This is a genomic window from Bradyrhizobium sp. P5_C12 (assembly GCF_054049735.1).
Genome location: NZ_JBFULU010000018.1, coordinates 129,424 through 141,187, shown reverse-complemented (window position 1 = coordinate 141,187; position 11,764 = coordinate 129,424). Strand labels below are relative to the sequence as shown.

The window sequence follows — 11,764 nt, the reverse complement described above, 5'->3', positions numbered from 1 at the left end:
ACGCATAACCACAGGAAGTAGTTTGGCGAAGATTAGTAGTCCGGGACTCGCACCTCATCCCCACCGAAAGATCACGTGGTATGGGTCCCGGCCTTCGCCGGGACGACACCGATGATGTGGCGCGATAATCGGCGCCTCAAATATTTGCGGCGAGATCCACCAGCTCGTCGAACAGCACGCCGGTCGCTTTCAGCATCTGTTCGATCTCATCGGCCGCCTCGGCAACCGTTCGCGTCGAGGTGTCGATCACGAGTTCGGCGGCCTCGGGCCTCTCGTAGTCGTTGCCGATGCCGGTGAACGACGCCAGCGCGCCGGCGCGGGCCTTCTTGTAATGGCCCTTGGGGTCGCGCTCCTCGCACACTTGCGCGGGCGTTGCGACGTGGATCTCGCGGAACGTGGTGTCGGCGATGCGGCGCGCGGTGGCGCGGTCCTCGCGCGCCGGCGAAACCGCGGCGACGATCGCGATGTGGCCGTTACGGGCGAGGTGCGTGGCGACCTCGGCGAGCCTGCGGATGTTCTCGCTGCGATCGGCGGCGGAGAAGCCGAGATCGCTGTTGAGGCCGGCCCGCAGCGTGTCGCCATCGAGCAGGATCGGCGAGCCGCCATTGGTGAACAGCCGCCGCTCCAGCGCCTTCGCCAGCGTCGACTTGCCCGAAGCCGGCAGGCCCGTGAGCCAGACCACCGCGCCGTTGTGGCGGTAGCGCGCCGAGCGTTCGTCGGGCCGCAGCGCGGATTCCACCGGCACGATGTCGACGGGAACGGCGCGCTGGCCGGCATCGACCGACAGCACCAGACCGCCGCCGGCGATGCGGCCGGACACCTCGATCACGAGGCGGCCGGTGCGCGGATTTTCGGTGTAGGGATCGGCTGCGATTGGACTGGAGAGCGAGATGTCGATCTCGCCGACATGGTTGCGGCCGATCGCCTTGTTCTCGATGCTCGAGAGCTCGCCGGGATCGACGGCCTTCTCGATCGCGACCACGGTGGCGCGGCTTTCCTTCGGGCCGCTGCGCACCAGCAGCTGGTCGCCCTTGGCGAGCGGCTTGTCGTGCAGCCAGAAGATCCGCGCGCGCAGCCGGCGCGTCTCGCGCGGGGCGGCGGCCGTGTGCGCGATGATGTCGCCGCGTTCGATGAACAATTCGCGGTCGAGCGTGATGCCGACCGAGCGGCCCGCGCCCTGAGGTCCGGCCACCGGCGTCACCGGCCAGCTCTCGACCGTCTTGATCCTGGCGATCTTGCCGGCCGGCATGATCACGATCTCGTCGCCGGCAACCAGGCTGCCGGATTCGATGCGGCCCGCGACGATGCGGCGGTCGTCGAACTTGTAGATCGCCTGCACCGGCAGCCGCAGCGCCAGCGCTTCCAGCGGGCGCGCCGGCTCGAGCCGGTCGAGCGCCTCGACCACGGTCGGGCCCTTGTACCAGCCGATGCGGTCGGTGCGCTCGGCGACGCCGTCGCCATCACGGGCCGAGATCGGGATCACCGCCGTTGGCTTTACGCCGAGGCCTTGCAAATGCGCCGAGATCTCGTCGCTGATCTCCCTGAAACGCTCCGCGGAGAAGTCGACGCGGTCCATCTTGTTGACGACGATCGCGACCTGCTTCACGCCGAGCAGATGCAGCAGATAGCCGTGCCGCCTTGTCTGGTCGCGCACGCCCTCGAGCGCGTCGATGATCAGCACCGCGCCGTCGGCCTGCGAGGCGCCGGTGATCATGTTGCGCAGGAATTCGGCATGGCCGGGCGCGTCGATCAGGACGATGTCGCGCGAATTGGTGCGGAAGCGGATCTGCGTGGTGTCGATGGTGATGCCCTGGTCGCGCTCGGTCTGGAGCGCGTCGAGCAGGAACGACCATTCGAACGGCATGCCGCGCCGTGCGCTGACGGCTTTGAGCATGTCGAGCTTGCCGTCGGGCAGGCTGCCGGTCTCATGCAAAAGGCGGCCAACCAGCGTCGACTTGCCGTGGTCGACATGGCCGACGATGACGATGCGGACTTGCGGCCGCGTCGTGCCGTTCGGGGTGGCGGGCGAAGCCGTGGGGACGATCATGTTCATAGCCGCGTTGCGTCCTTGAGATCAGGTCCTTGAATCAGGTCCTTGGGATCAGAGATAGCCGGCGACGCGCAGGCGCTCGAAAGCGTCCTCGGTCTCGTGGTCGAGCGCGCGCCCGGCGCGCTCCGGCACCTTGGTCTGCTCGAGCTCGACCAGGATCTCGTCGATGGTCGATGCGGTCGAAGCGACCGGATTGGTGATGTCCTGATCACCCAGCGAGCGATAGCGCTTGCCGTCCTTGGCGAGATACAGCGGGATGATCGGGATGTTCTCGCGCTTGGTGTAGGCCCAGATGTCGGCCTCGGTCCAATGCAGGATCGGATGGATGCGCAAATGCGCGCCCTGCGGCGGCGAGGCGTTGAAATGGTCCCAGAACTCCGGCGGCTGGTCGCGCACGTCCCAATTGCCTTCGAGCCCGCGCGGCGAGAACACGCGCTCCTTGGCACGCGTCGCCTCCTCGTCGCGGCGGATGCCGGCGATCAGGCCGTCAAAGCCGTATTTGGCGAGCGCCAGCTTGAGGCCCTCGGTCTTGCGCGCGGCGGAACGGGCGGCCGGCGGCAGCGTTGGGTCGACGGCATCGATGGGCGGGCAGGGCTCGACACGCAGGTCGAGATCCCATTCCTTCCCGTAATGATCGCGGAAGCGATACATTTCCGGAAACTTCTTGCCGGTGTCGACATGGAGGGCCGGGAACGGCAAGCGGCCGAAGAAGGCCTTGCGCGCCAGCCAGATCATGACGTTGGAGTCCTTGCCGAGCGACCACAGCAGCGCGATCTTCTTCAACCGGGCAAAGGCCTCGCGGAAGATGTAGATGCTCTGCGCTTCGAGCTGGTCGAGATGGTCCATGCTGGGGGCAAGTTCAGCAGAAAATTCTTGCGCGCGCACGCGTCCGGTGAGCGCGGGGCTGCTCAGTCGATCAGCAGCGGAATCGTCCTTGAGAAGATGCATCTCTGCCACTTTGCGTTTGGAGGCGAAAATTCTATAGTTGCAGCGCGGGAGAGAAGAAAAAATTTTCTCTTTGCGCGCTCGAAACGAGACATATATAGAAAATAATTCCAGTCAACCCCGTATGTGGGGGAAGCGAGTATCGCATGCGGTTCTTGCCGGTGTTCCTCGATCTCAAGGCCGGTCCGGTGGTCCTCATCGGCGCGGGCGAGCTTTTGCGCGCCAAGCTGCGCGTGCTCGCGGCTGCCGGCGCGCGCCTTCGCGTGCATGCGATCGACGGCAATCGTGATCTCGGCCTCGGATCTGATGACACGGCGCAGATTGCGCTTGCCGATGGCGATCCGCTGACCGCCGACCTTTCCGGCGTGATCGCGATCGTCTGCGCCGGTGCCGGCGATGTCGGTGTTGCGATGTCGGTACGCGCCAAGGCTTTGGGCCTGCCGGTCAACGTTATGGATGATCTCGACCATTCCAGCTTCATCTTCCCGGCGATCGTCGATCGCGGCGACGTCGTGGTCGCGGTCGGCACCGGCGGCACCTCACCGGTGGTGGCGCGGCGCGTTCGCGAGAAGATCGAGGCGCTGCTGCCGGCCCGCATCGGCGAGCTCGCCGAGTTCATCGGCGGCTTCCGCAAATCCATCAACGAGCGTATCGCCGAGTTTCCGCTGCGCCGCCGTTTCTGGGAACGCGTCATCGACGGCCCGATCGGGGCCGCCGTGCTCGCCGGCCGCAAGGGCGAGGCCGAAGCGGCGCTGAAGACGATTTCCGATCCGTCCGCGTTCGCGCGCGACGACAAGCCGGAAGGCTCCGTCACGCTGGTCGGCGCCGGCCCCGGCGATCCCGATCTGCTGACCATCAAGGCGCTGCGCGCATTGCAGGATGCCGACATCGTCTTTCATGACGAGCTGGTCTCGCCGGAAATTCTCGACCGCATCCGCCGCGACACCACGCGCGTTCCGGTCGGCCGCCGCGTCGGCAAGCCCGGCATCGGCCAGGACGCCATCAACAAGCGCATGATCGAGGCGGCGCAAGCCGGCCAGCGCGTGGTGCGGCTGAAGGGCGGCGATCCCTTCGTGTTCGGCCGCGGCGGCGAAGAGATTGAAGCCTTGCGCACGGCCGGCGTCCCCTATTCGATCATTCCCGGCATCACCGCAGGCCTCGGCGGCGCCGCCGATTTCGAGGTGCCGCTGACCTACCGTCACGAGGCGACCCGTATCACCTTCCTCACCGCGCACAAGGCGCGCGATGCGGAAGCCGTGGACTGGTCGACGCTGACCGACACCAAAATGACCGTCGTGGTCTACATGGGCATGACCGCGGCACCCGCCGTGCGTGCCGGCCTGTTCGCCGCCGGCCGCTCGCCGGAAACGCCGGTCGGCGTGTTCGCGCGCGTCACGCGTCCCGATGCGCAGGGCGCGATCGGCACGCTGCGCGACCTGCCCGAGCTGGTGCGGCGGACCCATGGCGGTCCCGCCATTCTCATCATCGGCGACGTGGTCCGGCATGCCGGCTCGCTTCGCCGCGAAACACCCAAACAAATCATCTCTGACCTGCTGGATGCTGCCGAATGACCTCTCCTCTGCAACAGAAACTCAAAATCAACGGTTCCTCCGTGGTGACGGCGAACCGCACCTGGGATGGCGTTGTCGTCTACCGCACCGCTGCCAAGGGCTGGTCGGCGGACCTGGCGGACGCCGCGATCGTGAAAAACTCCGACGAGGCAAAAGCGTTGCTCGCCGAAGCCGTTGCCGATGACGTCGGCGCCATCGGTCCCTATATCGCACCGGTGCAGGTCGACGAAGCCGGCAAGATCCTGCCCGGCAATCTGCGCGAGCAGATCCGCCGCGATGGCGTGACAATCGACTTGCCGGTCTGATCGCAGGTCGAGCTGTAAGGCACTTCAATCATGTACGCTTACGACGAAATCGACCGCACGCTGGTCAATGAGCGCGTCTCGGAATTCCGCGACCAGGTGCAGCGCCGCCTCTCGGGCGAGCTCACCGAAGACGAATTCAAGATGCTGCGCCTGCAGAACGGCGTCTATCTTCAGCTGCACGCCTACATGTTCCGCGTCGCGATCCCCTACGGGACGCTGGCGTCGAACCAGTTGCGGGCGCTTGCCCATGTCGCGCGCAAATATGACCGCGGCTACGGCCATTTCACCACGCGGCAGAACATCCAGTTCAACTGGATCAAGCTGTCGGACCTGCCGGATGCGCTCGCCGATCTCGCCGAGGTCGGCATCCATGCGATGCAGACCTCCGGCAACAACATGCGCAACGTCACCTCGGACCAGTGGGCCGGCGTCGCGCCCGGCGAGATCGAGGATCCCCGCATCTGGTCGGAGCTGATCCGCCAGCACACCACGCTGCATCCGGAATTCTCGTTCCTGCCGCGCAAGTTCAAGATCGCGATCACCGCGTCGGACCACGACCGCGCCGCGATCAAGGTTCACGACATCGGCCTGCGTCTGATCAAGAACGAGAAGGGCGAGACCGGCTTCGAGGTGCTGGTCGGCGGCGGTCTCGGCCGCACGCCGTTCATCGGCAAGACCATCAAGCACTTCGTCCATGGCCGTGATCTGCTCAGCTATATCGAGGCCATCCTGCGCGTCTACAACCAGTATGGACGCCGCGACAACATCTACAAGGCGCGCATCAAGATTTTGGTGCACGAGCTCGGCATCGAGAAATTCTCGCGCGAGGTCGAGGAAGAGTGGCAGCAAATCCGCAATTCCTCGCTCCAGATCGACGACGAGGTGATCGAGGACATCCGCTCGCGCTTCATCTATCCCGCTTACGAGAAGCTGCCGCACATGCCGGACGAGCTGCGGCAGGCCGCGGCTGATCCCGGCTTCGAGGCCTGGCGCAAGAACTCGGTCGCCGCGCACAAGAACCCCGGCTATTCCATCGTCACGATCTCGCTGAAGCCGATCGGAGCGCCTCCCGGCGATGCCACGGCCGAGCAGATGGATGCGCTCGCCGATCTCGCCGACAAATATTCCTTCGGTGAGATCCGCGTCGGCCACGAGCAGAACCTCGCGCTGCCGCACGTCGCCAAGCGCGACCTGCCGGCGCTGTGGAAGGCGCTCGACAAGCTCGGGCTCGCCACGCCGAACGTCAACCTGATCACCGACATCATCGCCTGCCCGGGTCTCGACTATTGCTCGCTGGCAAATGCGCGCTCGATCCCGATCGCTCAGGAATTGACGCGGCGGTTCGCCAACCACGAGCTGGCCAACCTGATCGGCCGTCTCCACATCAACATCTCCGGCTGCATCAACGCCTGCGGCCATCACCATGTCGGCCATATCGGCATTCTCGGCGTCGAGAAGAACGGCGAGGAGGTCTACCAGATCACGATCGGCGGCCGTGCCGACGAGAGTGCCGCGCTCGGCAATCTGATCGGCCCCGGCGTCAAGTTCGACGAGGTCGCGGACGTCATCGAGGATATCGTGGAAGCCTATCTCGCGCTGCGCGAGCGGCCGGAGGAGCTGTTCGTCGACACCGTGAAGCGCCTCGGCGTCGAACCCTTCAAGGAGCGCGTCTATGCCACTCGTTAACGGCGGAAAGATCGCCGACGACAGCTTCGTCAAGCTCGCCGTCGACACGCCGCTGCCCGAGGGCGGCGACATCCTGGTACCGGCTGAGCGCTTTTTGGCCGACGCGGAAGCGTTGCTCAAGCGCGGCGGCAAAATCGGCGTGATCTGGCCGAACAATCGCGACATCGCCGAGCTCGTGCCTCATCTCGGCAAGATTGCCGTCGTCGCGCTGGTGTTCCCGAGCTTCCGCGACGGACGTGCCTACAGCCAGGCGCGGCTGCTGCGCGAGCGCTACAATTATCGTGGCGAGCTGCGGGCCACCGGCCAGGTGCTGCGCGACCAGTTCGTGTTCATGCTGCGCGCCGGCTTCGATGCCTTCGAGGTCAAGAAGCAGGCCGACGCGGAAGCCTTCATGCAGACCGCGAAGCGCTATTCGGTGTTCTACCAGCCGACCGGCGACGGCCGGATCACCGCGCTGCACCGGCGCATGCAGCTGCGGCACTCCGAGGGTGTCGGCACGTGAACGCAGTCGCACCTCAGGTTTCAAAGCTCTCTGAGCGGCCCTCGGCGGCGGAGCTCGACCGCGCGCTGCGCGATGCCTCGCCCGCGGAGATCATCGCCGCGGCCCTGAAGACGGTCGGCCGCGACAAGCTTGCGTTGGTGTCCTCCTTCGGCACGGAATCGGCGACGCTGCTCAAGGTGATGGCGGATGTCGATCCGGCGATCCCGGTGGTCTTCCTCGACACCGGCTGGCTGTTCGAGGAGACGCTGGCCTATCGCGACACGCTGATCGCGACGCTGGGCCTGACGGACGTCCGTTCGATCAAGCCGGCCGAGGAGACGCTGTCGCGCGATGATCCCGACCGCGACCTCTGGTTCTCCGATCCCGACGCCTGCTGCCGCATTCGTAAAGTGGAGCCGCTGGCGCGTGCGCTGAAACCGTTCGCGGCCTGGATCAACGGCCGCAAGCGTTTCCAGGGCAGTGCGCGCGCCGACATTGCAGTCGTCGAGGACGACGGCGCGCGGTTGAAATTCAATCCCTTCGCCAATGTCTCGCGCGAGGAACTCGAGGCGATTTTCGTCCGCGCCAAATTGCCGCGCCATCCGCTGGTGCAGTCCGGTTTCCTGTCGGTTGGGTGTATGCCTTGCACGAGCAGAACGGCCGAAGGCGAGGACGCGCGTGCCGGTCGTTGGCGTGGCCGGGCCAAGACAGAATGCGGCATTCACACGATGAAGAGTTCGTAGCACAATCGGGCTACATCGCCGCAAACAAGAAAATCCGGTTCCGTTGACTTAGGAGCGTTTCGACCCGAGTTATGCCTGCGTGCCATCGACGACATTGATGTCGTCGAGGTGAATGGAGATGGACATGATGCGCCGTATCGTTCCGCTCGCGGCAGGCCTCCTGGTGACGGGTTTGTTGGCAAGCTCGGCTTTCGCCGCCGACATCAACCTGTTGAACGTGTCGTACGATCCGACGCGCGAGCTCTATGGCGAATTCAACAAGGCGTTCGCGAATGCCTATCAGAAGGAGACCGGCAAGAGCGTCGAGATCAAGCAGTCGCATGGCGGCAGCGGATCGCAAGCCCGTAGCGTGATCGACGGATTGCAGGCCGATGTGGTGACGCTCGCGCTCGCCTATGACATCGACGCCATCGCGGGCAAGGGTCTCACCGCGGCCGATTGGCAGAAGCGGCTGCCGCAGAATTCATCACCGTACACCTCGACCATCGTGTTCCTGGTGCGTAAGGGCAATCCCAAGGGCATCAAGGACTGGGACGATCTGCTCAAGCCGGGCGTCGCCGTGATCACGCCGAACCCGAAGACGTCGGGCGGGGCGCGCTGGAACTATCTGGCGGCCTGGGGTTTCGCGCAGAAGAAATATGGCTCCGCCGACAAGGCCAAGGACTTCATCGGAAAACTCTACCAGCAGGTGCCGGTGCTCGACACCGGTGCGCGCGGTGCCACGGTGACCTTCGTCGAGCGCGGCGTCGGGGACGTGCTGCTTGCCTGGGAGAACGAGGCGTTCCTCGCCTTGAAGGAGTTTGGACCGGCGAAGTTCGAGATCGTCGCGCCGCCGCAATCGATCCTGGCCGAGCCGCCGGTCGCGATCGTCGACAAGGTTGCCGACAAAAAGGGCACGCGCAACGCCGCCGACGCCTATCTCCAGTATTGGTATACCAAGGAGGGCCAGGAGATCGCCGCGCGCAATTTTTACCGTCCGCGCGACGCCGAGATCGCCAAAAAGTACGAAAACTCCTTCGCCAAGGTCGAACTGTTCACGATCGACGACGTTTTCGGCGGCTGGACCAAGGCGCAGAGGGAACATTTTGCCGACGGCGGCGTATTCGATCAGATCTACAAGAACTGATCGGGCGCTGTCGGAGGGGCGTTAGCAGGGGGCCTGGTGACCGTAATCGCAGCACGACGCCGGACATTGCCGGGCTTCGGTCTCACGATGGGACTGACGCTGTCCTGGCTGTCCGTCATCATCCTGATTCCGCTCGCCGGCCTGTTCCTGCGCACGCTCGAGCTCAGCCCGGAGCAGCTCTGGGCCATCCTCTCCAGCCGCCGCACCCTGAACGCATTGCGCGTCTCCTTCGGCCTCGCCTTCGCGGCGGCCTGCGTCAATCTGGTGATGGGCAGCATCATCGTCTGGGCGCTGGTGCGCTACCGCTTCCCTGGCCGGCGGCTGTTTGACGCCATCGTCGACGTTCCCTTCGCGCTGCCGACGGCGGTGGCCGGTGTCGCCTTGACCGCGCTGTTCGCCGAGAAGGGCTGGCTGGGCGCGCCGCTGGCGGCGCTCGGCATCAAGGTGGCGTTCACGCCGGTCGGCATCTTCGTCGCCATGATCTTCATCGGCATCCCCTTCGTGGTGCGCACCGTGCAGCCGGTGCTCCAGGATCTCGATCCCGAGATCGAGGAGGCCGCCGGCAGCCTGGGCGCGAGCCGCTGGCAGACCATCATTCGCGTGATCCTGCCCTCGCTCGCGCCGGCGCTGCTCACGGGCCTCGCGCTCGCCTTCGCGCGCGCCGTCGGTGAATACGGCTCGGTGATCTTCATCGCCGGCAATCTGCCCAACGTGTCCGAGATCGCGCCGCTCTTGATCGTGATCCGGCTGTCCGAGTTCCGCTACGCCGACGCGACCGCCATCGCGGTGGTCATGCTCGTCGTCTCCTTCGTCATCATCTTCGCCGTCAACCGGCTCCAGCGCTGGGCGCGGAGCCGGGTCCCGGCGCGTTGAGGGGGATGCGATGACGATGCAGATCGCAGATTCCGTTTCGCTCTCCCCGCCCGATGCGAAGGCGCGTGCGCACGCGGCGGCGGCGCGCGACAATTTGCGCACCGAGCCGAGGGCGGTGCGCATCGTCATCATCACGCTGGCGGTGCTGTTCCTCTCGGTCTTCGTCGTGCTGCCATTGGTGGTCGTGTTCGCGCAGGCCTTCTCGAAGGGGATCCTGGCCTATCTCGCCGCGCTGGCCGAGCCGGAGGCACTGGCTGCGATCAGGCTGACGCTGCTGGTTGCGGCGATCTCGGTCGGCCTCAATCTGGTGTTCGGCCTCGTCGCCGCCTGGGCCATCGCCAAGTTCGACTTCAAGGGCAAGACCTTCCTGATCACGCTGATCGACCTGCCGTTCTCGGTGAGCCCGGTGATCTCGGGCCTCGTCTTCGTGCTGCTGTTCGGCGCGCAGGGTTATTTCGGCGGCTGGCTGCGCGATCACGACATCCAGATCCTGTTCGCGGTGCCCGGCATCGCGCTCGCCACCACCTTCGTGACCTTCCCCTTCGTGGCGCGCGCGCTGATCCCCCTGATGCAGGAGCAGGGCACGCAGGAAGAGGAGGCCGCGATCTCGCTCGGCGCCTCCGGCCTCCAGACCTTCTTCCGCGTCACGCTGCCCAACATCAAATGGGGCGTGCTCTACGGCGTCCTGCTCTGCAACGCGCGCGCGATGGGCGAGTTCGGCGCGGTCTCGGTCGTCTCCGGCCACATCCGCGGCGAGACCAACACCATGCCGCTGCTGGTCGAGATCCTCTACAACGAATACCAGTTCGTCGCCGCCTTCGCGATCGCCTCGCTGCTGGCGATGCTGGCGCTGATCACGCTGATCGCCAAGACCGTTCTCGAACGCCATCTGGACGAAGGACACGACCGCCGTGACCATTGAAGTCAGGAATCTCGTCAAGAAATTCGGCAGCTTCGCAGCCCTCGACGGCGTCGACCTCAAGGTCGACAACGGCGAGTTGCTGGCGCTGCTCGGGCCGTCGGGCTCGGGCAAGACCACGCTGCTGCGGATCATCGCCGGTCTCGACTGGCCGGATTCCGGCGAGGTCGCGTTCAACGGCGAGGACGCGCTGGCGCAGGGCGCGCGCGAGCGCCATGTCGGCTTCGTGTTCCAGCATTACGCGCTGTTCCGCCACATGACGGTGTTCGAGAACGTCGCCTTCGGCCTGCGCGTGCAGCCGCGCGCGGTCCGCAAGGACGAGGCCGCGATCCGTGCGCGTGTCAAGGAGCTGCTCGATCTCGTGCAGCTCGACTGGCTCGCCGACCGTTATCCGAGCCAGCTCTCCGGCGGCCAGCGCCAGCGCATTGCGCTGGCGCGCGCGCTTGCGATCGAGCCGCGCATCCTGCTGCTCGACGAGCCGTTCGGCGCGCTCGACGCCAAGGTGCGCAAGGAGCTGCGCAAATGGCTGCGCTCGCTGCATCATGAGATCAACGTCACCTCGATCTTCGTCACCCACGACCAGGAGGAGGCACTGGAAGTCGCCAACCGCGTCGTGGTGATGGACAAGGGCAGGATCGAGCAGATCGGCTCGCCCGATGACGTCTATGAAAGCCCGGCGACCGCCTTCGTCCACGGCTTCATCGGCGAATCCATCGAGCTTCCGGTCCAGATCGCGGACGGCGTGGTCCGGCTCGGCGACCGGCCGCTCGCCCTTGCGGCAGACGGCCTTGCGCCTGGCGCGTCAAAACTGTTCGTGCGGCGACATGACATGCTGGTTGGCCCGCCCGGCAGCGGCGCCTTCGAGGGCGCCGTGCAGCACGTCCGGAATTTCGGCCCCGTGCAGCGGGCTGAGGTCGCTCTGTCCGGCGGCCAGACCATCGAGATCGACGCCCCGCGCGGCAGGGAACTGCGCACCGGAGACAGGATTGGCCTCGAGCCTCGCCGCTACCGGATATTTGCGGGCTAACTCACCGTCATTCCGGGGCGATGCGAAGCATCGAACCC

At 65.7% G+C, this 11,764-nt stretch carries 11 protein-coding genes; 9 read left to right on the top strand and 2 right to left on the bottom strand.

The genetic code is table 11. The features are described 5' to 3' along the window. Positions 1–136: 136 nt before the first annotated feature. On the bottom strand, positions 137–2,053 hold the full coding sequence (gene cysC, locus ACXJMY_RS18405) for an adenylyl-sulfate kinase (protein ID WP_456620755.1): 1,917 nt from the start codon (positions 2,051–2,053) through the stop codon (positions 137–139). Positions 2,054–2,101: 48 nt separating this feature from the next. Beyond that, positions 2,102–2,896 (bottom strand): sulfate adenylyltransferase subunit CysD, encoded by a 795-nt coding sequence (cysD, locus tag ACXJMY_RS18400; protein ID WP_456620754.1) that lies wholly within the window; start codon positions 2,894–2,896, stop codon positions 2,102–2,104. A 245-nt stretch (positions 2,897–3,141) separates the two neighbouring features. Between cysD and cysG the strand changes: the two genes are divergently transcribed. The 9 genes from cysG (at position 3,142) to ACXJMY_RS18355 (ending at position 11,726) form a co-directional block, all read left to right on the top strand. Beyond that, complete coding sequence (cysG, locus tag ACXJMY_RS18395) at positions 3,142–4,566, top strand: siroheme synthase CysG (protein ID WP_456620753.1); 1,425 nt, start codon at positions 3,142–3,144, stop codon at positions 4,564–4,566. Beyond that, a complete protein-coding gene (locus ACXJMY_RS18390) occupies positions 4,563–4,871 on the top strand; it encodes a DUF2849 domain-containing protein (RefSeq protein ID WP_456620752.1) in 309 nt (102 codons plus the stop codon). The genes cysG and ACXJMY_RS18390 overlap by 4 nt, the downstream gene beginning before the upstream one ends. A gap of 30 nt (positions 4,872–4,901) precedes the next feature. Then, entirely contained in the window at positions 4,902–6,557 is a 1,656-nt protein-coding gene (locus ACXJMY_RS18385) for a nitrite/sulfite reductase (RefSeq protein WP_456620751.1), read from the top strand. Beyond that, positions 6,544–7,059: a DUF934 domain-containing protein gene (locus tag ACXJMY_RS18380; RefSeq protein ID WP_456620750.1), complete on the top strand. Its 516-nt coding sequence runs from the start codon at positions 6,544–6,546 to the stop codon at positions 7,057–7,059. The genes ACXJMY_RS18385 and ACXJMY_RS18380 overlap by 14 nt, the downstream gene beginning before the upstream one ends. Then, positions 7,056–7,781, top strand: coding sequence for a phosphoadenylyl-sulfate reductase (locus ACXJMY_RS18375; protein ID WP_456620749.1), 726 nt, complete (start codon positions 7,056–7,058; stop codon positions 7,779–7,781). The genes ACXJMY_RS18380 and ACXJMY_RS18375 overlap by 4 nt, the downstream gene beginning before the upstream one ends. A 112-nt stretch (positions 7,782–7,893) precedes the next feature. Continuing rightward, positions 7,894–8,907 (top strand): sulfate ABC transporter substrate-binding protein, encoded by a 1,014-nt coding sequence (locus ACXJMY_RS18370; protein ID WP_456620748.1) that lies wholly within the window; start codon positions 7,894–7,896, stop codon positions 8,905–8,907. Positions 8,908–8,943: 36 nt separating this feature from the next. Next, positions 8,944–9,780, top strand: a complete 837-nt coding sequence (gene cysT / locus ACXJMY_RS18365; RefSeq protein ID WP_456620747.1) for a sulfate ABC transporter permease subunit CysT — start codon at positions 8,944–8,946, stop codon at positions 9,778–9,780. A gap of 10 nt (positions 9,781–9,790) precedes the next feature. Beyond that, a complete protein-coding gene (gene cysW, locus ACXJMY_RS18360; protein WP_456620746.1) occupies positions 9,791–10,702 on the top strand; it encodes a sulfate ABC transporter permease subunit CysW in 912 nt (303 codons plus the stop codon). Then, complete coding sequence (locus ACXJMY_RS18355; RefSeq protein ID WP_456620745.1) at positions 10,692–11,726, top strand: sulfate/molybdate ABC transporter ATP-binding protein; 1,035 nt, start codon at positions 10,692–10,694, stop codon at positions 11,724–11,726. Before cysW ends, ACXJMY_RS18355 begins: the two co-directional genes overlap by 11 nt. The last annotated feature ends 38 nt before the right edge of the window (positions 11,727–11,764 follow it).